Source organism: Shewanella mangrovisoli (assembly GCF_019457635.1).
GTDB classification, from domain to species: Bacteria; Pseudomonadota; Gammaproteobacteria; order Enterobacterales; family Shewanellaceae; genus Shewanella; species Shewanella mangrovisoli.
The window spans coordinates 1-25,006 of the sequence record NZ_CP080412.1 but is presented as its reverse complement, the minus strand read 5'-3'; the positions used below and the strand labels follow the sequence as shown (position 1 = coordinate 25,006).

Sequence of the window (25,006 nt, the reverse complement as noted above, 5' to 3'; positions counted from 1 at the left end):
GTTGTATGGTTAAGCGACTAAGCGTATACGGTGGATGCCTTGGCAGTCAGAGGCGATGAAGGACGTAGTAACTTGCGAAAAGCGTTGGCGAGCTAGTAACAAGCATTTGAGCTAACGATGTCCGAATGGGGGAACCCGGCCGCATAAGCGGTCATCGTAACGTGAATACATAGCGTTGCGAGGCAAACGAGGGGAACTGAAACATCTAAGTACCCTTAGGAAAAGAAATCAACCGAGATTCCCCTAGTAGCGGCGAGCGAACGGGGATTAGCCCTTAAGTCAGAGGGGTGTTAGTGGAATGGTCTGGAAAGTCCAGCGGCACAGGGTGATAGCCCCGTACACGAAAACTAACCTTTGATGAAAACGAGTAAGGCGGGACACGTGATATCCTGTTTGAATATGGGGGGACCATCCTCCAAGGCTAAATACTCCTGACTGACCGATAGTGAACCAGTACCGTGAGGGAAAGGCGAAAAGAACCCCTGTGAGGGGAGTGAAATAGAACCTGAAACCGTATACGTACAAGCAGTGGGAGCGGTTCTTGAGACCGTGACTGCGTACCTTTTGTATAATGGGTCAGCGACTTACGTTTTGTAGCGAGGTTAAGCGAATAGCGGAGCCGTAGGGAAACCGAGTGTTAACTGCGCGTTTAGTTGCAAGGCGTAGACCCGAAACCCGGTGATCTAGCCATGGGCAGGTTGAAGGTTGAGTAACATCAACTGGAGGACCGAACCGACTAATGTTGAAAAATTAGCGGATGACTTGTGGCTGGGGGTGAAAGGCCAATCAAACCGGGAGATATCTGGTTCTCCTCGAAAGCTATTTAGGTAGCGCCTCGGACGAACACCTTTGGGGGTAGAGCACTGTTAAGGCTAGGGGGTCATCCCGACTTACCAACCCTTTGCAAACTCCGAATACCAAAGAGTGCTATCCGGGAGACAGACGGCGGGTGCTAACGTCCGTCGTCAAAAGGGAAACAACCCAGACCGTCAGCTAAGGTCCCAAAGTGTATGTTAAGTGGGAAACGATGTGGGAAGGCTTAGACAGCTAGGATGTTGGCTTAGAAGCAGCCATCATTTAAAGAAAGCGTAATAGCTCACTAGTCGAGTCGGCCTGCGCGGAAGATGTAACGGGGCTAAACATACCACCGAAGCTACGGGTGCAATCCATTAGGGTTGCGCGGTAGAGGAGCGTTCTGTAAGCCGTTGAAGGTGAAGGGGTAACCCACACTGGAGGTATCAGAAGTGCGAATGCTGACATGAGTAACGATAAAGGGGGTGAAAAACCCCTCGCCGAAAGACCAAGGGTTCCTGTCCAACGTTAATCGGGGCAGGGTGAGTCGACCCCTAAGGCGAGGCCGAAAGGCGTAGTCGATGGGAAACAGATTAATATTTCTGTACTTCCGCTAACTGCGATGGAGAGACGGAGAAGGCTAGGCTAGCGCGGCGTTGGTAGTCCGCGTTTAAGGTGGTAGGTGGGTGACTTAGGCAAATCCGGGTCACTATACACTGAGAGCTGATGACGAGTCCCCAAGGGGATGAAGTAGTTGATGCCATGCTTCCAGGAAAATCTTCTAAGCTTCAGGTTAGCGGGAATCGTACCCCAAACCGACACAGGTGGTCGGGTAGAGAATACCAAGGCGCTTGAGAGAACTCGGCTGAAGGAACTAGGCAAAATGGTACCGTAACTTCGGGAGAAGGTACGCTGCTGTTGGTGATGGGACTTGCTCCCTAAGCTGACGGCAGTCGCAGATACCAGGTGGCTGCAACTGTTTATCAAAAACACAGCACTGTGCAAAATCGCAAGATGACGTATACGGTGTGACGCCTGCCCGGTGCCGGAAGGTTAATTGATTGGGTTATCGCAAGAGAAGCTCATGATCGAAGCCCCGGTAAACGGCGGCCGTAACTATAACGGTCCTAAGGTAGCGAAATTCCTTGTCGGGTAAGTTCCGACCTGCACGAATGGCGTAATGATGGCCACGCTGTCTCCAGCCGAGACTCAGTGAAGTTGAAATTGCGGTGAAGATGCCGTATACCCGCGGCTAGACGGAAAGACCCCGTGAACCTTTACTATAGCTTGGCACTGAACATTGACCCTACATGTGTAGGATAGGTGGGAGACTTTGAAGCGGGAACGCTAGTTCTCGTGGAGTCGTCCTTGAAATACCACCCTTGTAGTGTTGATGTTCTAACTTGGGCCCCTAATCGGGGTTAAGGACAGTGCCTGGTGGGTAGTTTGACTGGGGCGGTCTCCTCCCAAAGAGTAACGGAGGAGCACGAAGGTTGGCTAAGTACGGTCGGACATCGTACGGTTAGTGCAATGGCATAAGCCAGCTTAACTGCGAGACAGACACGTCGAGCAGGTACGAAAGTAGGTCATAGTGATCCGGTGGTTCTGAATGGAAGGGCCATCGCTCAACGGATAAAAGGTACTCCGGGGATAACAGGCTGATACCGCCCAAGAGTTCATATCGACGGCGGTGTTTGGCACCTCGATGTCGGCTCATCACATCCTGGGGCTGAAGTCGGTCCCAAGGGTATGGCTGTTCGCCATTTAAAGTGGTACGCGAGCTGGGTTCAGAACGTCGTGAGACAGTTCGGTCCCTATCTGCCGTGGGCGTTGGATGATTGAGGGGAGTTGCTCCTAGTACGAGAGGACCGGAGTGAACGAACCGCTGGTGTTCGGGTTGTCATGCCAATGGCATTGCCCGGTAGCTATGTTCGGAATCGATAACCGCTGAAAGCATCTAAGCGGGAAGCGAGCCCCAAGATGAGTCATCCCTTGGACTTTAAGTCCACTAAAGAGCCGTTCGAGACTAGGACGTTGATAGGTCAGGTGTGTAAGCGTTGTGAGGCGTTGAGCTAACTGATACTAATGACTCGAGAGGCTTAACCATACAACCCAGATGGGTTTTACAAGTACTTAGATAGAATATGAACACTTAAGAAGTGTAACTCAAAGCAGCTTTCCGAATTTAATTTACTGCCTGCGAAACAATAAGACGGGTAGTAAATAATAAATTTGCTTGGTGACAATAGCATTGTGGTCCCACCTGATCCCATCCCGAACTCAGAAGTGAAACGCAATCGCGCCGATGGTAGTGTGGGGTCTCCCCATGTGAGAGTAGGTCATCGCCAAGCGCCTAATATTCTCGATAAGAGAGCATGAAGCCAGCTTAATGAGCTGGCTTTTTTGTTTTTGTTGTTTTCTGTTTTATTAACTTATTTTCTATTCTTCACTTTATCGTCTCGTTCGCTAGCGGTTCTTTCAATCGATTAGCGTATTTAGTCTAAAATAACTCCACTTATGTTAAGTCTTTTTGCTTAGTAACGGGTTTCCCGTTAGCATACTGGGCGTCCATCTTTTTATTAAAGACATTTGGCTACCCATGCTTCGCAAACTCTCGCTCGCAGTATTGATTCCTGTCTGCATGCTGGCACTTTATTTAGTGTTGGTTACGGCTGAGTATTTCTATGAGAGCGAGCTGGTACGTAATGAACTGGCCGATCGCCAGGTGAGCCAGATAAAGCAGCAACTTTTACGTATGCAAGCGATAGTGCAGTCGGCGCAAGCGTTACAAGATGTTGAACGTATCGAGCAGGAAGTCTCTCTGGCAACCTTAGATATGAATGTCATGGTTTATATCTTGCTGGATGCGAATAGCCGCATTCGCTTTGCGAATCATACTGTTTGGCGTGATAGCAATGCCATTGAAGTGATTGATGGTTACGATGTGGTTCGGCATCATGCCGTGGTGCAATCTGGACAGGCGAGTGTTTCAATTAATCCAGACCGATTATCGATTCAAGCCTATTATCCCGTTGATGCTCAATATCCTGGAGCGACAGAGCTTATCTATCTTGAGTCTGATCTCGCGCCGTTAGTGGCTAAAGCTTCAACCGAATTACAACAACGATTTATGCGCGTATGGGGGCTCGGGGCGCTGCTGTTAATCGGTTTTACCTTCGTTCTATATTACCTCTTGATTCGTCCTTTCAAGATGTTAAGCGAATCGGCGAAGCATGTAGGCACTCCCGAGTTTTCGACTCAAGTGTCTTGGAGTGCCTCCGAGGTCTTGTCTCTACAAACGACACTGCAGCAGGTTCATGAACATTCAGGGCGTGCAGTTAAGCAGCTTAACGATAGTGAGCAACGTTGGTTGTTTGCGGTTGAAGGTTCACGCAATGGGATCTGGGATTGGAATATTCGTTCTGGCGAAGTGTTTTTGTCCGATCGTTGGAAGGAAATGATTGGCTATCAACCCGACGAGCTAGAGGAAGTGTTCCAGACCTGGGAAACGCGTTTGCATCCCGATGATAAGCAAGCCGTGTTGGACTGCCTGCAAGAGTATGTCAGCGGCAAGACTAAAGAATTTGAGAGTGTCCATCGCTTGCAACATAGAGATGGGCATTATGTTTGGGTATTTGACCGTGGCATGTTAGTCGACTGGGATCAACTTGGTAGACCGACTCGAATGATCGGCATTCATGTCGATGTCTCGGAGAGTGAGCGAAACCATGCTGCGATTGCCGAATTAGTGAAGCAATCTGTGGCAGGGCCGAAGATGCTCCCTGAAACCTTTATGGCGCAGTTATCCCAATACCTTAATCAACGAACCAGTGCGGGACATTGGGGGGCTTTGTTATTACTCAATGTCGAAACCCTTGGGGCGAATGACACTCTCACATCCCATGAGCTTGAGCGATTGTTGTCGCAATTAAGTGCAAGGCTATCGAGTTATTTTGCTGAAAATATTGTCGTTGCTCATCTCGAGTTGGGCCGGTTCGCCTTGTTAGCTAAGGAGTTGGCTGCCGATGCGAATATAGCCGGGCGTCGAGCATTGGCGTTGGCTACTGAGCTTAAACAAATCGCCACTCGTCCCTTCCATTATGGTGAACATGATTTTCGTTTAAATGCGAATATTGGGATTTGCTTATTAGATTCTGTGGATACGCTGGCGTCAGAACTCGCCGTGCGACGTGCAGAGCTCGCGATGCAGCATGCTCAGTCTAGTGAACACGCAGGTTGTGCTTTCTATCACCCAGATTTAGAACGCTCGCAGGATCCTGAGTCGTCTTTGTTGAACAGATTAGAGCGTGCAATTGCCGAAAATCAGTTGTCGTTAATGTTCCAGCCAGTGGTGGATATGCAAGGCAAGATAGTGTCGGCCGAGGTTTTATCCCGCTGGCATTTAGCGGATGGTGAAATTGTCCCGGTCGCTAAATTTATTGATTTAGCCGAGCGCCATGGTTTGATTGCATCGCTCGATTTAAATGTGGCTACGCGCGTTTGCCAGTTGATTAAGCAATTTAAACAGCAGGGTATTAACCTGCCACGTTTAACTTTGAATATTAGTACCTTATCTTTCTGCCAAGCTGAATTTGTCGAGCAATTGGTTGCGTTAACCCGTCGCTACGAGCTGGATGACAATCAGCTGGGAATTGAGTTAACCGAGAGTGCATTACTAACATCAGCCTCCTTTATTCAGCCGAGGATCCGTCTGCTCGCAGAAGCTGGGGTGGTAATAACCCTAGATAACTTTGGTGCGGGACAGGGCGCCTTGAGTTGCTTGCGTCACTATCCCTTGAATGAGGTAAAACTCGATTTACATTGTGCCGCCAATTTAACGAATGATGCGAGCTGGAGCCAAGCGCTGATTCAGTCGGTACAATCCTTTAACTTGCCTATCGTGGCCAAAGGTGTCGAATCACCACAGCAACAACAGCTATTTAGCCGCTTAGGCTGTACTCACTTCCAAGGCTACAATATTGCCCGCGCCTTAAGTGTTAATGACTTTAAACAGCTTGTTTGTCCACGTCCCTTGTTGCGTAGCGTTTAAAAAAGTCGAGTGCGTAATTCAGCGCTTGATTACGGTAGCTATCTTTCTCCATAAAAATCTCATGGGCAGCCCCTGCAATCACTTTTAATTGGCAATTTGAGCTTACCGCCAGATTTTGGGCGGCATTGTCGACAATCTTATCCTCACTGGCTTGCAGGATCAGAATGGGCGTACGGATATGTGCCGTGGCCAAGACACAGGCATCGGCCGCATCTAAGGATTCAGTCAACCAGCGGTTAGTCGGTGAGCCTAATTGCAGCTTCGGCGCCGCATCGTACAACTCTCGGTAGGCTTGATAACGACTCTGACAATGGGTGAGATCATTTCCCTTAAAAGGAGCGGCCTTATAGTTTTGCCCGCTGAGCACGTAGTTAGGTTCTCCGCCGTTGAGGCTGGCATCGAGCTTACTCGCAAGCCAACGGACAAATCCTTTGGGCATAGGTAACTTAATGCCATACATGGGAGCTGAAAATGCTGCCGCCGTAAACACATCCGGATGTTGTTTGAGAAACAAGGTGCCGATGGCGCCGCCCATAGAATGCCCGAGCAAGAACAGTGGCGAAGTGGCATGTTTGAGTACAACGGTTTGCATAAACAGGGCAAAGTCGTCGATATAGTCATTGAACCGCCGCACATGGCCTTGATGGGGATTGGCCGTCATGCGGCTCGATAACCCTTGGCCGCGGTGATCGATAGCAAACACCGAATAGCCTTGCTGATACAGGTCAAATACCAATTCTTGATACTTTAAGTAGGACTCAACCCGGCCGCTGCTGATGACTATGCTGGCATGGGCCTTGGGATGCTTGACCATCATATAGGCCAAAGTTAATCCATCGGGCGTTTTGAGTGTGTCTTGGACAACGGTTTGCCAAAAGGCTTGCTGTTCAGAAGTATTTAAATCGTGTTCCGTTGAAAAAGCTACTTTGGAAAACTCTTCCCTTGGAAAGTTTAGGGGCGTTTGGCTCATACTCTGTCGCACATCTCGGGCAAAAAGGTTTGCTAGAGTGTATCAGAGAACTGGGGCGGGCAGGAAAGGGAGCAGGAAAATACCCGCTCCCTTGGGATGAGCTTAAATCGCGGTTTTTTGCGCTTCGATAAAGTCGTTTATCTGCTGCTCCAGCACCGACATAGGTACAGAACCATTCTCTAATACGGCGTCGTGGAAGGCGCGAATATCAAATTTATCGCCTAAGGCTTGCTCGGCTTTAGCGCGTAGGCGTTTAATGGTGAGCTCACCAATCTTGTAGGAGAGCGCTTGCCCTGGCCAGGTAATGTAACGGTCAATTTCAGTCGTCACATTGTGGAGCGATAACGCCGTGTTGCTCGCCATAAACTCGATGGCTTGTTCTCGACTCCAACCTTGGGCGTGCATCCCCGTATCGACAACGAGGCGAGCGGCGCGCCACATCTCATAGGTTAGACGGCCAAAGTTACTGTATGGGTCTTGATAGAATCCCGCTTCTAAGCCTAAGTATTCGCTATACAATCCCCAACCTTCACCAAAGGCCGAAATATAGCTGTAGCGACGAAAATCGGGCAACGAGCTCAGTTCGGAGTTCAGTGAAATCTGCAGATGATGCCCGGGTACGGCTTCGTGCAGCGTCAGCGCTTCGAGTTCATAGAGTGGGCGTTTATCTAAGGCGTAGGTATTGACCCAGTAGTAACCCGGCTCGTCGTCACGATTAGAGCCTGAATAACGGCCTGAGGTGTATTTGGGGGCGATTTCGGCCGGCACTGGTGCGATACCATAGGGTTTGCGTGGCAATTTACCAAAATATTTGGGCAACATGGCATCGGCTTTTTTGGCAATAAATGCCGCTTCTTTCAGGAGCTGATCCGCACTAGTGGTGTAAAACTGGGGGTCGGTTCTCAAGAAATGCAAAAAGTCGGCAAAGCTGCCTTTAAAGCCAACAGACTTAATGACTTGCTCCATTTCCTGGCGGATACGTTTTACTTCCTTTAAACCGAGTTCATGCACTTCGGCCGAGGTCATATTTAAGGTCGTGTAGTAGCGAACGCGGTTCTCATAGAAGGCGTCACCATCGGGTAAGCTGTTGGCGGCAATATTTTCCCGAGTGTTGGGCATATACTCCTGAGTCATAAAATCATAAAAAGCCTGATAGGTCGGGAGCACATTCTGCTCGACCGATGCGCGGCCTTCTTGGGTGAGTTGCGCTTTTTGCGCCTCGGTGAAGTGGCTTGGGTATTGAGTAAAAGGCTTGAAATAACTGCTTTTCTCTACCGGTAAGATGTAAGCACTAATGCTGTTTTCAAATCCCTTGAGCGTGGCTTTAGGCGGTGTAATACCTTCCTTTAGTCCTTGTTTTAACCAATGGGTTTGCTGGGCAAAATAGGTCGGTAGCGCCTTGAGCTTACCTAGGTAGTTTTGGTAATCCTCTAGGGTATTGAACCGCCCTTGCGCAATGGAAGATATATAGGCGTGGAAGCCACTCTCTGCGGTGATCGGCAGGTAGTAATCCTTGTATTTATACAGGTCGACCTCGTTTTGGATCTGATCTTCGAGGATTTGGGCGTTGATTTTATCCTCTTTACTCAGTTTGCTGCGATCCAGTGCTTTCAATTGGGCGAGAATGGCCATTTGTCCCTGATTGAGCTTAGCTAAGGCTTCTGGAGACAGATCTTGCAGTTTACCTGCAGCACTCTTATCCCCCATTCCATAGGCCATTTCAGGGCTGGCACTGAGTTGGAGTTGCCAACTTTGATCCACAATCGCTTGCAGTGCTGGGGCCATAGTCTTGGCCGTGGACTGCGCAACGGCTACCGTTGTTTGTTTGGTGGATTCGATTGGGGGCTGAACCGCACTACAGGCACTCAGGGCGCAAATCAGTAAGCTTGGGGTAAAGAGTTTATGCATGATTTATCTCGGATATTTTCGTTGTTATTGAAGTCATTATGCCTGAGGTTTACCCCAGATTGTTGTACGCATATTAAGCAGAATTGTGACTGAATGTGAATTTAAATCCCGCCCTTAGCTGAGTGCCACCAAAGAATGCGTGTTAAACTTAGGGTCCGCCCTAGACCAAATAACAAAAGCATTGGCTGGGTAGTTCACATAGGGGTTAATTATGATCAATACATCCATTCCATTGGTGGATTTGCATCGTCACTTAGATGGTAACGTGCGAGTGAACACCATTTGGGAACTCGGACACCAACACGGCATTGCTTTGCCTGCCGATTCTTTAGAGACTCTCGCGCCATTTGTACAAATTCAGGGGAAAGAAACCAGCTTAGTCGCCTTCTTGAAGAAGCTTGACTGGATGGTGGCAGTTCTCGCTGATTTAGATGCGGTAAAACGTGTCGCCTATGAAAACGTGGCGGATGCGGCGTTATCTGGCCTCGATTATGCGGAGCTGCGTTTTAGTCCATATTACATGGCGATGAACCATAAGCTACCGATTGAAGGTGTGGTTGAAGCGGTTATCGATGGGGTGAAAGCGGGCCTGAAAGATTACCAAGTTAAAATCAATCTTATCGGGATTATGTCGCGCTCATTCGGCCAAGCTGCTTGTACTCAGGAGCTCGAAGGCTTACTCGCCCATAAACAACATTTAGTCGCGATGGATTTAGCCGGCGATGAGCTTGGCTTCCCTGGCGAATTGTTTAACGAGCACTTTAAGCGAGTGCGAGACGCGGGCTTAGCCATTACCGCCCATGCGGGGGAAGCGGCGGGTTCACAAAGTATGTGGCAAGCGATTCAGGAGCTGGGGGCGACACGTATCGGCCATGGTGTGAATGCGATTCACGATCCTAAGCTGATGGAATATCTCGCTAAACACCGTATCGGTATCGAATCTTGCCCAACCAGCAACCTGCACACATCGACCGTGTCTTCCTATGCGGAACATCCCTTCAGAACCTTTATGGATGCCGGTGTGTTGATAAGCCTTAACACCGATGATCCAGGCGTGAGTGCGATTGATATCAAGCACGAATACCACATTGCTAAGTCTGAACTAGGGCTAAGTGATGCTGAGCTGGCTCAGGTGCAACGCAATGGAGTGGAAATGGCGTTTTTATCCGAGAGTGAGCGCAAGGCGCTGTATGCGGCTAAAGCTTAAGTAAGTAGCTCTGTTTCCCAATAAAAAATCCGACATTTGAGTCGGATTTTTTTATTGGAGAGGCGTCTGTGTTAGATCACACGGGAGAACTGTTGTTGACGCGCTTTTTGACGATAGTAAAGGTCGAAGCACATACAGATATTGCGGATCAGCAGGCGGCCTGTGGGGCTGATGGTGATCTTTCTGTCGGTGACGTCGACTAACTTATCGTCGATAAAGGTTTGCAGCAGTTTTAAGTCTTCGGCGAAGTATTCCTCAAACTTAATACCTAGTTTCTCGTCCATTTTTGCCATATCTAAATCGAAGTGGCAGATCAGTTGTTTGATCACTACGCGGCGGATTTCGTCGTCACGGTTCAGGCTACAGCCTTTCCACAGTGCATGTCCGTCTTTGTCGATGGCTTCGTAGTAAGGACGAATATCCTTCTGGTTTTGCGCATAACAATCGCCTATTTGGCTGATTGAAGACACGCCCAGACCGAGTAGGTCGCATTCTTCTTGGGTGGTATAACCCTGGAAGTTGCGGTGCAGTTTGCCTTCGCGTTGCAGCTTAGCCAACTCATCGTCAGGCTTAGCGAAGTGGTCCATGCCAATGTACTGATAACCCGCGCCGGTTAAGGTCTCGATTGTTTGATGCAACATCTCGAGTTTTTGTTTCGGCGATGGTAAATGTTCATCTTTGATCTTACGCTGCGCGGCAAAACGCGCGGGTAAGTGGGCATAGTTGAACACAGATAGACGATCGGGCGACAGGTCTAACACGCGCTGCATGGTGGCGGCGAATGTTTCGGGTGTCTGATGCGGTAGACCGTAAATTAAATCGATATTGGTTGAGACAAATCCCATGGCCTTGGCTTTGGCCATTAAATCGAAAATAAATTGCTCGTCCTGCTCACGGTTAACCGCGACTTGTACTTCTTTATTGAAGTCCTGCACCCCGATAGAAATGCGGTTAAAGCCCGCTTCTTTTAAGGTATCGAGCATTGAAAGCTCAATCTCACGCGGGTCAACTTCGATAGAGAACTCACCCTCAGCGGCAAAGTTGAAGTTAGCCTTGATTAAGTCGGTTAACTTCAGAATTTGCTCAGGATTTAAGAAGGTTGGCGTGCCGCCGCCCCAGTGCATTTGGGTGACTGTGTAGTGCTTAAACAGCGGAGCGCGCTTAATAATTTCGTGGCTCAAATACTCGATATATTGATCGGCCTTGTGGGCGTGGCGAGTGATAACTTTATTACAGCCACAGTAGTAGCAAAGTTTGGCGCAGAAGGGGATGTGAATATACAGCGACAGTTTGTCACTCTTACTGTTTTCAATCGCCGTTAACAGGTTTTGTTCAGTGAATGAATCATCGAACTCCAGCGCCGTTGGGTAAGAAGTGTAACGGGGACCGCTGTAGTTATATTTTTCGATCATCGACTGATCCCAGCTTATCTGAGTGGGCTGCTTCAAGGCGTGTCCTCCGAGGGTAAATTAGCAACAAGCGAAGTATGCAAGGTTCTTAGCTAAATAACCTTGATCTAGGTTGTAAAAATGATGTCTGTCCTTTTAGAAGTTACGCAATATCTATGAAAAAGGAGCCAATGTCTGTTGTTTTTTGGAGGTTTTGTGCACAGGCTCACGGGAAGCTGTACTCTGTGTGGGAAAAGAAATGCGGGAGCTATTGTGCCTCAAAGCCAAGGCTTTGGCCTTGAGGTTAATGTGGTCAGCTTAATGCGGGGCTTTTAACTGATAACTGGAGAGCTTTTTGGCGTCGGCGGTAATGCCTTCGGCCAGTTCAGCTTCAGATTTCATGCGGACAAAATCGAGCTTCATACGTTCTTGCTTCGGCAGGGCTTGGCGAGCTTCCATAATCGGGTGATCTTTAATCAGCTCAAAGTGTTGGAAGAATGCCGGGAACTCAGGCGCAACCCGCTCGCTTAAGGATAAAATTTCAAATAAACGGCCAATTCTCACCACGCCTTCAGAGATTTCGCAGCGGTCATCAATCATGGCGGTGGCGATATAACGAATATCTTCTAGTACTTGGGCGCGTTTCGCGTTAGCCGCCGCTTCACGCTCGGCAGTGAGCGCCTGTTGGCGTTGTTTCTGTTGCTTGAGTTTGAGGAGTAAGAAGGTGGCGTAGCTACTGAGGGCAACAATGATGATAAAACCAAGCAGGATAAGAGTGGTAGACACGTAAACTCCTTGTTTAGACTGCATAAAAACAAAGGCTGAGCGCTTTGTTTTTATGCATATTCTAAGATTTAAAACTTATCTTGATAATCTTTTAGCAGTTCGGCACCGGATTCAAAGCGATCGAACAGGTCATCATCTGAATCGGCTTTAGATTTCGCTGGCGCTTCATCTTCTAGCTCATCGCTGATACCCAGCTTGATCATCAGGGCTTCAATCTTGTTCAGCTGCTGATCTAACCACTGTTGGTCGTCATTGCTTAGGTTACGGCCTTCTTCCAGCATATCGAGCAACTGGTTCAGTCTTGGATCTTCTTCCAGTTTCAGCAGTTTTTGCTCGTCGGTTAGCTTAGGTTGCTTAACCTTTGGTGTGGCAGGCTTTTCTGTTGCAGTTGGTAAAGCCAATGCCACAGGCTTTTTGCTGCCATGGCGAGGATCTTTGCTCTGCGCAGCCTTTTTCTGTGGTGCTTGAGCATTGATCATTGCTTCATTATGACGACTGCCAGACTTATTGCCCTTTTCGGCGCGCTTGCCAGTGACTTCTGCACGATCCTGCTTTTTCACTCTTGGCTGTAATTTAGGGCTATTCTCGCCGCCCTTGCGTGTTTTCTTGCTACGAGACATGATTTTCTCAATTGTTTACAACGTGTGGCCTAGCCGATACGGGATCGACTCGGTACTAAATTCGGTCGGCTGTTATACCAGATTATGATGTTTTTTGCATCAAAACGAGGTCTTTCGCGGCAAATAATAGTTCAAAATCGCTATTACTCGCTAGGTATTCAAAGGTTTGTCTTTGGTAAAAACTCACGTGAGTGAGATTGTTTTTATAATGCCATTTAGCAAAGCCTTCTAAATCAATTAATAAGGGTGTGCTAATCGCTAACCAGCCACCCGATTTGAGTAAACGGGTCAGTAGACTCCATTCTCTGCTGGGATGCTGAAAATGCTCAAAAACTCGGTAGCAGCAAATAAAATCATACTCTTGCTTAAGCGTTTCGTGGTCTGGCGCGAAGAAAGGATCATACTGCTTGAAAGTGTGTCCCGCCGATTCAATGGTCGCCAGACTGGTTTGATCTAACACGCGGCCAAAATTTAAGCCCGTGAGGCTACCCTTTTGCTGCAATTGTATTTGTGTCAGTAGCGGTAAAATAAATTGCGACAGTTGGCGCTGCTTGGCGGCAATCCGCGAACGGCCATAACGCTGCTTTTCTGCCGCGGGAGGAAGATGGCTATTTGCGTCAGCAAAGGTGAGTCCGCATGTCTGGCAAACATAAAAACACCGTTTCTTGTCCTGAAGGAGCAACAGTGTTTGCGTGCTATGACAAAGGGGACATCTGCGCATTGAGTCAACTAGAAAAGTATTAAGGTCTTGATTGTAACAATTATATTGCGGAAGTGCACTTTCGGAGCTGGATGTATGCCGGTGGATTATCACAAAGAAAAACAAAGAAAAAAGGCGGCAGTTAGACTGCCGCCTTACAAACGGTGCATTTTGCACCCTATTCTGATTCCAAGTATCCTTACTTGCTATGCGACTTTCCCGGTCGGTATCCTTCTTTTTTTTACTGCTTTCCCTGCATCATTTTAGTTATCGGTCTTCCAGACACTTAATTAGTTTCTGTCGCCATCCAGACCACAGTTTCCGTAGATGGTCTCAAGACACATCTTTATTACAGCGTCATCAATGACGTTAAGTTAACCATCCATGTTGCTTGAAGTACCTTCCAGTGATAACAAGCTTCCAGCCAGTGCATCCAAAGCTATTAGCTTCCTTTGCTACAGTTTGAATCATTCAAACTGTGTCCTGATGGGGCAAGTTACCCTGAGTGTAAGGCGATTTGCTTATCGCAAATTGGCGTTATCGGCCATCCCTTACAAAAATGTACTGACCGGGATTTCAAGGCGAAATCACTGCTCTTATTATTATTAGAGAGTGGTCTTAGTTATATTATTGTTATTGAGAGTCTTTATTCTTATATCTTGAATGTTAATTATACCGAAATCTGCAAGTTATTATTAATTTATTTGTACAAACAGATGGGTTTATCTCGGTACGGGGCTTATTAAACCCAAATCTGTGATCTATGTCAAGCACGAATCTTCATCAGTTTACGTTAACGTAAACTTTGTGGTGGTAAAAAAGGGTGACTATGCACCCTTTTTCATCGCTAAAACCTATTTCAGGCTAGCAATATATTTAGATAATGCTTCGATATCACTGTCGCTTAACTTTTTCGCGACATCTTGCATCATGCCGTTGAGATCATTGTGGCGACCCGCATCACGGAACTTAGTCAGTTGGATCTTGATGTAGTTTGCGTGTTGACCGGCTAATGCTGGGAAACCTGCTGACTCAGCACCTTTACCATCTGGACCGTGACATGCCATACAAGCTGTGATGCCGCGTGATACATCGCCACCTTTGTAAAGTTTTGAACCTAGCTCAGGAACATCTTTCGCCTCAGCAACTTGGATTGCTTGGCTAGAGAAATAAGCGCTGATATCAAGAATATCTTGATCGCTTAGAGGCATTGCCATACCACTCATGATAGGATCCATACGACCATCTTTACCGCCAGATTGCGCCGCACTACGGAAATCATGTAGTTGCTTTTGGAGGTATGTGGCGTGTTGGCCCGCAAGCTTAGGGTACATATCGATCATACTGTTACCGTCCATGCCGTGACAGGCAGAACAAACGATAACTTTAGTTTTTCCCGCTTCAGCATTACCTTCAGCAATCGCAGGTGAAGATATGGCGGCAACTACAACAGACAGCGCAAGAGCTAACTTTTTCATGGCGTTCCAACTTCTGGTTAAGATTATTATCCTGAGCTTACTAGGGTGACCCGCAAGCGTGGTAAAATATGTTTAATGTGATCGGGGTAATATTTTACACGAAAACGTGGAAAAGTAAGCAATTCTTCATAAATTATGGTATTGCGCAGTAAATATATTGGAGTAAATAGTGACTGAATCTCATATAGATTTTCGCAGGGCGAAGTTTTTAATCAGTGCACCTGACATTGCACATTTGGATCAATATCTGCCCGGCGACGTTGGTGTTGAGATTGCTTTTGCTGGTCGCTCCAATGCCGGAAAATCAAGTGCACTCAATGCATTAACTGAGCAGAAAAACTTAGCGCGTACCAGTAAAACGCCAGGTCGCACTCAGCTGATCAACGTATTTGAACTCGATGCGCAGCGCCGATTAGTCGATTTACCGGGTTATGGTTTTGCTCAAGTGCCTTTGGCGATGAAATTAAAATGGCAACAATCCCTCGGCGAATATTTGCAGAAGCGTGCATGCTTAAGTGGCGTTGTGGTATTGATGGATATTCGTCATCCGTTGAAAGATCTGGATATGCAGATGATCGAATGGGCGGTTGCGAGTGAAATTCCGGTACTCGCATTACTGACTAAGTCCGATAAATTGGCGCAAAGCGCGAAGATGAAAACCGTAAACGAAGTGCGTAAAGCGTTGGTTGAATTTGGTGATTGGGTACAGGTTGAGCCTTTTTCTGCGCTCAAGGGCACGGGCAAACCTAAAGTGCTGAGTATCTTAAATGAATGGTGCCATCCGCAATGGTTGGCTGATGAGTTAGAAAACCAAGGCGACGCCGAGTAAGTCTTTTGCTTTATGGCCGGATGCCTTGAGTGCATTCGGCCATCTTCCCCTGCGATATCCCGTTATATTCCCTTATAAAACATCGATTTCACCCCACAAGTTTTGTGGCAAAAAAATAGCCGATAACATTAGTCACCGGCCAAAATTTTAGCTCTTTTGGGGAGAAGCTAAATTCAACAAGACTCAAGCACCATCAAATTACCTTCAATGGTTCTCAATGAAGACAGCATACATCGAATTTACCTTTTATTAAAGTAAATACTCTAAAATTTACTCGCCTTTGTTGAAATCATCCCTGGGCCGAAAAAAGAGCAAAAAAAAGCCCCAGCAAACAAGTTGCTGGGGCGCCAGAATTTGGCTCGTCACTATAAGTGAAATAAAGGTCTGAAAGATAGAACATCTTAACCTCTGTACCCTACGCAGAGAATAATACGCTATTTATCTCTAAATGGAAAACAGTTTTTTTGAAAAAGTGATAATTATGTGCGGTAGATCTCAAGTTTTAGGTGAAAAAAACAGCTGTGTTTGATCTAATATTTTCACAAAAAGCATTTAAGCCACTGACATAGCAAAATTTACCGTACTTTTAGTACAGAATTGATCAATTTTTCAGATTTAATGTTTTTACTCTATTTTGGTGATTGTTCTTGGTTGTATCCATCAGCGAACGATTGTTTAGGCTTGCGTGGATTGTCACGCGGATAGAAGGTTGTAGTTATGGCGGCGTTGAAGCATCGAGAATTGAGGTGGAGGATTGCATTTGGTGACTGAGAGCATTGTACGGAGAGTCAAATGCTGTTTCCCGCTCTTGAGGCGGCTTAGCCATTAAGGTTTTCGCCTGCGTAAGCAACTTCTCGTTATGTTGTTCTTTGCAACGTCGAGTTTAGCGGTGCCTAAAAGTCGAACCAAATATAAAGGCTCATCCGATAACGGACGAGCCTTGTTTGGGTAAAACTCAATGTTAGAAGCTAAAGTCTAGAGTTTGAATGCTAGTGGGCTTGATCCCAGTTATCACCAATACCGGCTTCCGCCAGAAGTTCCACGTCCAGATTGGCCGCTTTGGCCATGAGCTCACACACCTTGAGCTTGAGAGTTTCGGCTTTATCGGCATCGACTTCGAACACTAATTCGTCGTGGACTTGCATGATCATGGCGATTTCACCTTGGGTATCGGTTTTAATCCAATTGGCAATGCTGATCATGGCTTTTTTAATGATATCCGCGGCGGTGCCTTGCATTGGGGCGTTAATCGCGGCCCTTTCTGCTGCTTGGCGTCGCATTGCATTACGGTCGCGAATTTCGGGTAAATACAAACGGCGACCAAATAGCGTTGAGACATAGCCTAGCTCTGCTGCACTGGCTCGCGTTTCTTCCATATACCTTAATACGCCTGGATAGCGGGCGAAGTAAGTGTCGATATAGGTTTGCGCTTCATTACGGGGAATGTCGAGCTGACGCGCCAATCCAAAGGCGGACATACCGTAGATAAGGCCAAAGTTAACGGCTTTGGCGCGGCGACGCTGCTCCGAGGTTACGCTGTCAAAGTCGGTGCCAAATACTTCGGCGGCGGTGGCTCTGTGAATGTCTTTACCTTCGGCGAAGGCTTTGAGTAAGCCTGCATCTTGGGATAAATGCGCCATGATCCTTAGTTCAATCTGCGAATAGTCGGCGGCTAAAATCTTACGTCCCTGCGGTGCAATAAAGGCTTGGCGAATACGGCGGCCTTCCTCGGTGCGGATAGGAATATTCTGTAGGTTAGGTTCGCTCGAGGACAAACGCCCTGTTGCGGCGTTGGCCTGATGGTAGCTTGTATGTACCCGGCCGGTTTTCGCGTTCACCATTAAGGGGAGTTTATCGGTGTAAGTACTCTTTAGCTTGGTCAGGCTTCTATGTTCAAGGATTACTTTGGGCAGAGGGAAATCCAGTGCCAACTCGACCAGTACTTCTTCCGCGGTAGACGGTGCGCCCTTAGGGGTTTTTTTGATGACCGGATAACCCAGCTTTTCAAAAAACAGCACTTGCAGTTGCTTTGGTGAACTTAAATTGAATTTTTCACCAGCAATATCATAAGCTTTTGTTTCTAACTCATCGATTTTACGCGCCAGTTCATCACTCTGTTGGCCGAGCAACATACTATCGATAAACACGCCTTGGCGCTCAATATCGGACAGAATTTGGATCAGCGGCAGTTCAATATCGGTAAAGACCGAGGCTAATTCGGTTTCTTTTTCGAGTCTTGCCTACAAATGTTGATGAAGACGCAGGGTAATATCGGCATCTTCCGCCGCATAGGGCGCTGCTGTTTCGAGTGGAATTTGGTTGAAAGTCAGCTGTTTAGCGCCTTTACCTGCGATATCTTCGAAGGCGATATTTTTATGGCCTAGGTATTTAAGCGCCAGCCCATCCATATCATGGCGTGATGCGACCGAGTTAAATACATAGGATTCGAGCATAGTATCGAATACCACGCCTTGGAGTGTGATGCCGGCGTTGGCCAATACGCTGATATCATATTTCAGGTTTTGACCGACTTTTTTGATCTTGGCATCTTCGAGTAGCGGGCGCAGCTTTTCGAGGGCAGTCTGCTTATCTAATTGCGCAGGCGCGCCAACATAATCGTGGGCTAAGGGCAGATAGGCGGCTTTACCGGCTTCAACGGCAAAGGACAGGCCAACCAATTCCGCAACCATATAGTCGAGGCTGGTGGTCTCGGTATCAACGGCCATTAATGGCGCCTGTATGAGTTTGGCAATCCACTCATCGAGTTGAGCTTCGGTCAGAATCGTATCATATTGGGTTTCAATCGTGACGCTGGGCGTTGATTCTTCTTGGGTTTCGGCCGTTTCGACTTTTGCAGTGACCGTCGTTGGCGCCTTATTGTCTAAGACTTCGGCAAGCCAGCGTTTAAATTCCATTTCGCCATAGCATTTGATCAGCTCATCCCTGTCTGCGGGTTTGGCTTCGAGTTCATGCCAATCTTGTTCGAGCTCAACATCGGTTTTAATGGTGGCCAGCTCATAGGACAGTTTTAGCATGTCGGCATTGTCGATGATTTTCGCCGCCATGGTTTTTGCGCCCCGAAAGCCTAATTCGGTGACTTTTTCGGGCTCTGCAAGCAAATTGGCGACACTGCCCGCCCCTGTGAGCATGGCTAATGCGGTTTTTTCGCCTACACCGGGTAAACCGGGAATGTTATCTGCCTTATCACCCATCAGTGCCAAGAAATCGATAATTCTGTCTGGGCCAACACCATATTTAGCCGCAACCTCTTCTGGGCCCATGATGGTATCTGTCATGGTATTGATCAGCGTAATATTTTCATCAACCAGCTGCGCCATATCTTTATCGCCAGTGCTGATGAGTACAGCGCGGTTTTCGCGGCTCGCTTGGCGAGCGATAGTGCCGATAACATCGTCCGCTTCAACACCCGGAATGGAGATTAAGGGCAAGCCTAAGGCGCGGATAATACGGTGTAGTGGTTCAATTTGTGAACGCAGGTCATCCGGCATAGGTGGGCGATGTGCTTTGTATTCTTCATATAAGTCATTGCGGAAGGTTTTGCCCTTAGCGTCGAACACCACAGCAATATGGCTAGGTTGATAACGGCTTAATAAGCTGCGGAGCATATTCACTACGCCATAAACAGCACCAGTAGCTTCGCCCTTTGAGTTTGTCAGGTGAGGAGGCGCATAATAGGCGCGATATAAATAAGAAGATCCATCCACAAGGACAAGTGGGTTATTGGCTATGGTCGGCATAAGTAATTTTCGTTTATCGATGACTTAGATGGCGGTAAGCATGCCACAGATACGGTATTTCAGCCACGGCAAATTGACTCACGGCCTGTGGATAACTCTGTGAGTGAAAAAGTCAACTGTGAATAATGGCGATGTTTACGGCTTGGTGCGATATTTTTAAGTTGTTGATTTTTATGTTTTTAAAATATTTGTGTGAGTTCAATACTGTTTCTTGAAAAATCTTCCTGATTTGTGGATTTCTTCTTGACTCCGTAAAATACCTAAAAGCTGGCTTAAATTTCACCGGCCCTTAGATTCGACGAACTAAGTTAGCACGATTTTTAAGCAGATCAACCATTTTGTTTACAGTTTGTTAAAACCAAATGACATAAGAAGGATATTTATAATGAAAAAAATCGCAGTATTGCTCAGTGGGTGCGGTGTTTTCGATGGAACAGAGATCCATGAATCGGTTTTAACGTTATTATCTCTGTCGAAAGCGGGGGCTCAATATCAGTGTTTTGCTCCTAATATCAATCAGATGCATGTTGTTAATCACTTCACTGGTGAGGTAGACAAGACCGCGACACGTAATGTGCTGGTTGAATCGGCACGCATCGCCCGTGGCGAAGTAAAAGCAACCACCGAACTCGATATTACCGATTTCGATGCACTGGTTATCCCTGGCGGGTTTGGGGCGGCGAAAAATCTGTGTAACTTCGCCACCAATGGCAGTGAGTGTGAAGTGAATCCACTCGTGACTGATTTTATTAATGAATTTATTCTGGCGAAAAAGCCCGTCGGCTTTATTTGTATCGCGCCTATGATGATCCCGCGCTTATATGGACACGGCGCTAAGGGCACTATCGGTAATGATGTGGATACAGTCGCAGCCTTTAATCTGATGGGCGGCCATCATCAGGCGGCGACTGTGCATGATATCGTGGTGGATGAGGCGAATAAGATTGTCAGCACGCCCGCTTATATGCTGGCGGGGAACATTGCCGAGGCGCACTCCGGTATCGAGAAGCTGGTCGCCAAAGTGTTAGATCTGGCCAAGTAACGGCGCCTAAATGCGGCAGGGTAAATCTTTGGGCTTACCCTGCTTTTTAATCGAGCGTGGAAGAAAGCGCGTTGGATTAGCGACTGGCTTTACTGCGACTATCGAACCAGCCTTGGGCTAGACCTATCAGTAATCCGCCAATATGGGCGCCATTCGCCACTGACACACCTAAGAAATCCGTAAAGCCCAACACTAACCAAATCAACATAAATCCCATGTAGGAGGGCGGTAAACCTATCCCTGCCGCGGGTTTGCGGATCCCCATGACCCATGTGTAACCTGCGACGGCATATACTACGCCCGACAGCCCGCCAAAGTTGGGGCCGCTAACATAGTATTGGACGACATTGGGTAAAGTACCTGCGACCAGACCAGCAGGATTAACAGTGGGCCAGGCTCATGCGAGTCTCGATTTTGCCACCCAAATACCACCACCAGAGTAAGTTGAAGATGATATGCATGGCCGAAAAATGCATCAGGCTCGGGGTAAACACACGCCAGAATTGACTGAAACTGGTGTCAGGCACCGCACCGAAATAGGAGAGAGTTTCATAGACCGGGCCGCCGAAGCCTAAATTCATCGCGGCATAAATCAGTACACAGAGGCCGAAGATGATAAGAGTGACTGGGCCAGCACCTGTGATAAATTGCGCAAAAAGCTGTAAAGAAGGGGCGCCATAGTCGAGCTTAGTATGAGTATCACCATGCTCCCATGAGGCTTGTAAGTATTTGTTATCGTAAGGATGAGCGATAAAATGGGCGAACTCTTTACGGGCTTGCTCGGCATCTTGATCGCGGATAACCAGAATAGCGACTCCCTGTGGCAATGGCTGAATTTGGCAGTCTATCTGTTCACCTTTAAGGTAATCGACAAAGGCCTGCGCGGCTCTGCTGTTGGGGAGTCTGCCAATTTCTATCATGCATTGGCCTCATGCCAAGCGCTAAAGCCACCATCTTATTATAGATGATCATCAAAGCTCAGCCACAGGTATTGCGCGCATTTTGGCTGATGATGCCATGGTAGCAAACCACCACTAAAGGACTGTCCATATCCGCTTGGCCGATAAAGTGCGCCAGATTCTCGTTATTCAAATTAAATGCGCCATCAATGTGGCCGTTGTTAAAGCTGTGACCATCGCGAATATCGACGATTTGCACTGACTTTGACTCGGTCATTTGCACTAATTGATTCACGCTGAGGTGTTTAAAGAAGACATAACATAATAAAACCTGAAATAACAGAAAAGGGATAAGCGATGGATAGATGTGCAACATGGGGCCGTATGCGTACAGCCCCGTGATTGGCATAGCTAAGAGAATTAATCCCAGCTGAGGATGACTTTACCGGATTGGCCCGAGCCCATAGCGTCGAAGCCTTTTTGGAAATCATCAATCTTGTAGTGGTGCGTGATGATAGGCGAAATGTCTAAGCCAGATTGGATCAAGCTTGCCATCTTGTACCAGGTTTCGAACATTTCACGGCCGTAAATGCCTTTGATGACCAGACCCTTGAAGATCACTTTGCTCCAATCAATCGCCATTTCGCCACCCGGGATACCGAGCATCGCGATTTTGCCACCGTGGTTCATGGTATCTAACATGGCGTGGAAGGCCGAAGGTACGCCTGACATTTCCAGACCCACGTCGAAGCCTTCGGTCATGCCGAGTTCTTTCATCACGTCTTTCAGACTTTCCTGAGCCACGTTAACGGCGCGAGTGGCGCCCATTTTACGCGCCAGCTCTAAGCGGTATTCGTTAACGTCGGTAATGACCACATGGCGAGCACCAACGTGGCGACACACGGCCGCAGCCATAATACCGATTGGGCCAGCGCCAGTGATTAACACGTCTTCGCCCACTAAATCGAATGACAGCGCAGTGTGTACTGCGTTACCGAATGGGTCGAAGATTGAGGCTAAATCATCGCTGATATCATCGGGAATTTTGAAGGCGTTAAAGGCTGGGATCACTAAGTATTCGGCAAATGAACCTTCACGGTTTACACCCACACCCGAGGTGTTACGGCATAAATGGGTGCGACCCGCGCGGCAGTTACGGCAGTGGCCACAGGTGATATGGCCTTCGCCAGAAACGCGGTCACCAATTTTAAAGCCACGCACTTCTTGACCGATATCAACCACTTCACCCACATACTCGTGACCTACCACCATAGGCACAGGAATGGTTTTTTGTGACCATTCGTCCCAGTTGTAGATGTGCATGTCGGTGCCACAAATGGCGGTCTTTTTAATCTTGATCAGCAGATCGTTGTGGCCCATTTCAGGCTTAGGCGCATCGACTAACCAAATGCCTTTTTCGGCTTTTAACTTGCTTAGTGCTTTCATTTTGTAGGGTCCTAAATAATCGCCATTTCTTTAGCGATACGGGTAAAGGCTTCAATCGCTTTGTCGAGTTGCTCACGGGTGTGGGCCGCCGACATTTGAGTACGAATACGGGCTTGTCCCTTAGGCACCACAGGGAATGAGAAGCCGATAACGTAAATATGTTCTGCTAATAAACGGTTAGCGAAATCGCTCGCCAGTTTGGCATCGCCAATCATCACAGGGATAATCGCATGGTCTGCACCGCCTAAGGTAAAGCCTGCCGCTGACATTTTTTCGCGGAAGTAACGGCTGTTTTCCCATACCGCTTCACGCAGTGCTTGGCCCGATTTGAGCATCTCTAATACATGGATAGAGGCAGTTACAATTGAAGGCGCCAATGAGTTAGAGAATAGGTAAGGGCGAGAGGCGTTGACGTAACCAGTCGATGACTTCTTTTTTGCCTGAAGTGAAACCGCCCGATGCGCCACCTAAGGCCTTGCCTAGGGTGCCGGTGATAATATCGACACGGCCCATCACGCCACAGTGTTCGTGTGAACCACGGCCGTTTAGGCCGACAAAGCCCACGGCATGTGAGTCGTCAACCATGACTGCGCCGTATTTATCGGCTAAATCACACACGCCTTGCAGGTTGGCGATGACGCCATCCATTGAGAATACGCCGTCGGTGGCGATCAGAATATTGCGCGCGCCAGCTGCTTTTGCGGCGATCAATTGCGTCTCTAAATCCGCCATATCGTTGTTGGCGTAACGGAAACGTTTAGCCTTACATAAACGCACGCCATCGATAATAGAGGCATGGTTTAAGGCGTCGGAGATAATCGCATCTTCGGCATCTAACAGGGTTTCGAATAGACCTGCGTTGGCGTCGAAGCAAGAAGAATACAGAATCGTGTCCTCCATGCCGAGGAACTCACTCAGGCTGGCTTCGAGTTGTTTGTGGATGTCTTGGGTGCCACAAATAAAACGGACCGACGCCATACCAAAGCCGTGGCTGTCTAAGCCTTGCTGTGCGGCTTTGATCAGTTCTGGGTGGTTAGCTAGGCCTAAGTAGTTGTTGGCGCAAAAGTTAACAACTTCTTGGTGATTAACTTGAATGGCAGTCTGTTGCGGTGAGGCAATAACACGCTCGCTTTTATATAAACCTTCGGCTTTAACATCGGCAAGCTGTTGATTAATCTGTGCGTAGAATGAGGTAGAGGCCACCTGATATCTCCTTAGTTAACTTTATTCTGATTCTGGGAGTTGCGGCATTCTAACGCTAAACCCTATCGGCCTACAGCCTTTTTTTCATGCAGGTTAGCTAGATAAATTAGTTTAGGGCTAAAGGGGCTGTTACATTATAAAAACTAATGTGCAACATGTTCGGCCTGTCGGTAGCATCACCGCCGAGGGCATAAATTGAGCCCGCATTTAGCACCTTTAACCTGTTGAGTTTAGTGCTAAATGCGACGGTAAGTTGGTTAGAGTGAATCTTGGGTCGCTAGCTCGTGATAATGTTGCTCTAAACGGCTAAAAGTTGCTTGAGAGGTTGGTGTGGCGTAGGCCTTAAAAATCATCAATACCCGCAGTACACCTTCGTACAAAATGCCTTTCGTGATGGTCGAAGTGCTGGACTGAGTGAGTTGATAACCAATCCAGAAACTCACAATCATCTTAATGGTGTCGGCAAGTTGGGTGATTTTGTCATTGTCGATATTTAAAAAACCATCTTGCTTGAGTTTATCCAGCACGTGGCTCGAGCGCGTTAATACTTGCTGCTGCGCCTGCAATTAACGGCTTTTTAATTCTTCATCGCGGGCGAGAATATCGGCCAGATTGGCGTACATAAAACGGAATTGCCACAGGGTATAAAACATCGCATCGAAATAGCCGATCAATTGTTCCACATTGACTTGCTCGCCTTCATAGGGCTGGAATCCCGATTCGAGGTGCGCCTCGTAGAGACTGAAGATGAATCGAATAATGTCTTCCTTATTACGGAAGTGATAATAAAGATTCCCGGGACTCATATTCAGGTGAGCGGCAATATGATTGGTGGTGATATTTCGTTCGCCGTGCTCATTGAATAGCTCAAGGCTGGCATGAATGATTTTGTCGCGGGTTTTTCATATATTTTCCAGAGTGGCTAGTGAG

General features: G+C 47.6%; 12 protein-coding genes, 2 rRNA genes and 5 pseudogenes. 6 read left to right on the top strand and 13 right to left on the bottom strand.

What is annotated here, in order from left to right; translation table 11 throughout:
* Nucleotides 1-7: 7 nt before the first annotated feature.
* The 3 genes from K0H60_RS00095 (at nt 8) to K0H60_RS00085 (ending at nt 5,842) form a co-directional block, all read left to right on the top strand.
* Nucleotides 8-2,899, top strand: a 23S ribosomal RNA gene (locus tag K0H60_RS00095).
* Between the two features lie 128 nt (nt 2,900-3,027).
* A 5S ribosomal RNA gene (gene rrf / locus K0H60_RS00090) occupies nt 3,028-3,143 on the top strand.
* Between the two features lie 248 nt (nt 3,144-3,391).
* Nucleotides 3,392-5,842 (top strand): EAL domain-containing protein, encoded by a 2,451-nt coding sequence (locus K0H60_RS00085; protein WP_220056897.1) that lies wholly within the window; start codon nt 3,392-3,394, stop codon nt 5,840-5,842.
* On the opposite strand, the gene K0H60_RS00080 is transcribed toward K0H60_RS00085, so the two are convergent.
* Entirely contained in the window at nt 5,799-6,812 is a 1,014-nt protein-coding gene (locus K0H60_RS00080) for an alpha/beta fold hydrolase (RefSeq protein ID WP_220056896.1), read from the bottom strand. The two genes, K0H60_RS00085 and K0H60_RS00080, sit on opposite strands and share 44 nt — an antisense overlap.
* A gap of 102 nt (nt 6,813-6,914) precedes the next feature.
* A complete protein-coding gene (locus K0H60_RS00075; protein ID WP_220056895.1) occupies nt 6,915-8,720 on the bottom strand; it encodes a DUF885 domain-containing protein in 1,806 nt (601 codons plus the stop codon).
* Nucleotides 8,721-8,931: 211 nt separating this feature from the next.
* Here K0H60_RS00075 and add point away from each other — a divergent pair, with 211 nt between their 5' ends.
* A complete protein-coding gene (gene add / locus K0H60_RS00070) occupies nt 8,932-9,927 on the top strand; it encodes an adenosine deaminase (protein WP_220056894.1) in 996 nt (331 codons plus the stop codon).
* 71 nt (nt 9,928-9,998) lie between these two features.
* Here the strand turns inward: add and hemN are convergent, their stop codons facing one another.
* From hemN to K0H60_RS00045, 5 genes are all read right to left on the bottom strand, one after another.
* Nucleotides 9,999-11,375 (bottom strand): oxygen-independent coproporphyrinogen III oxidase, encoded by a 1,377-nt coding sequence (hemN, locus tag K0H60_RS00065; protein WP_084796735.1) that lies wholly within the window; start codon nt 11,373-11,375, stop codon nt 9,999-10,001.
* Between the two features lie 258 nt (nt 11,376-11,633).
* A complete protein-coding gene (locus K0H60_RS00060; protein WP_220056893.1) occupies nt 11,634-12,101 on the bottom strand; it encodes a DUF2489 domain-containing protein in 468 nt (155 codons plus the stop codon).
* 68 nt (nt 12,102-12,169) lie between these two features.
* The gene (gene yihI, locus K0H60_RS00055) at nt 12,170-12,721 is read right to left on the bottom strand and encodes a Der GTPase-activating protein YihI (RefSeq protein ID WP_220056892.1); all 552 of its coding nucleotides are present in this window, start codon (nt 12,719-12,721) and stop codon (nt 12,170-12,172) included.
* Between the two features lie 82 nt (nt 12,722-12,803).
* The gene (locus tag K0H60_RS00050; protein ID WP_039977643.1) at nt 12,804-13,442 is read right to left on the bottom strand and encodes a class I SAM-dependent methyltransferase; all 639 of its coding nucleotides are present in this window, start codon (nt 13,440-13,442) and stop codon (nt 12,804-12,806) included.
* An 833-nt stretch (nt 13,443-14,275) separates the two neighbouring features.
* Complete coding sequence (locus K0H60_RS00045; RefSeq protein ID WP_088212757.1) at nt 14,276-14,899, bottom strand: c-type cytochrome; 624 nt, start codon at nt 14,897-14,899, stop codon at nt 14,276-14,278.
* Between the two features lie 169 nt (nt 14,900-15,068).
* On the opposite strand from K0H60_RS00045, the gene yihA reads away from it, so the two are divergent.
* Nucleotides 15,069-15,728, top strand: coding sequence for a ribosome biogenesis GTP-binding protein YihA/YsxC (gene yihA, locus K0H60_RS00040; RefSeq protein ID WP_220056891.1), 660 nt, complete (start codon nt 15,069-15,071; stop codon nt 15,726-15,728).
* Nucleotides 15,729-16,717: 989 nt separating this feature from the next.
* On the opposite strand, the pseudogene polA reads toward yihA, so the two are convergent.
* A pseudogene (gene polA / locus K0H60_RS00035) lies at nt 16,718-19,486 on the bottom strand (DNA polymerase I).
* Nucleotides 19,487-19,871: 385 nt separating this feature from the next.
* On the opposite strand from polA, the gene elbB reads away from it, so the two are divergent.
* Nucleotides 19,872-20,528, top strand: coding sequence for an isoprenoid biosynthesis glyoxalase ElbB (gene elbB, locus K0H60_RS00030; RefSeq protein WP_220056890.1), 657 nt, complete (start codon nt 19,872-19,874; stop codon nt 20,526-20,528).
* 76 nt (nt 20,529-20,604) lie between these two features.
* Here elbB and glpG read toward each other — a convergent pair.
* The 5 genes and pseudogenes from glpG to K0H60_RS00005 all read right to left on the bottom strand — a co-directional run bounded on the left by glpG (nt 20,605) and on the right by K0H60_RS00005 (nt 24,963).
* A pseudogene (gene glpG, locus K0H60_RS00025) lies at nt 20,605-21,448 on the bottom strand (rhomboid family intramembrane serine protease GlpG).
* Nucleotides 21,445-21,704: pseudogene (locus K0H60_RS00020) on the bottom strand (rhodanese-like domain-containing protein). Before K0H60_RS00020 ends, glpG begins: the two co-directional pseudogenes overlap by 4 nt.
* Before the next feature lie 143 nt (nt 21,705-21,847).
* Complete coding sequence (tdh, locus tag K0H60_RS00015; RefSeq protein ID WP_011624622.1) at nt 21,848-22,873, bottom strand: L-threonine 3-dehydrogenase; 1,026 nt, start codon at nt 22,871-22,873, stop codon at nt 21,848-21,850.
* Between the two features lie 11 nt (nt 22,874-22,884).
* Nucleotides 22,885-24,076, bottom strand: a pseudogene (locus tag K0H60_RS00010) (glycine C-acetyltransferase).
* 257 nt (nt 24,077-24,333) lie between these two features.
* Nucleotides 24,334-24,963: pseudogene (locus K0H60_RS00005) on the bottom strand (TetR/AcrR family transcriptional regulator).
* Nucleotides 24,964-25,006: the final 43 nt, after the last annotated feature.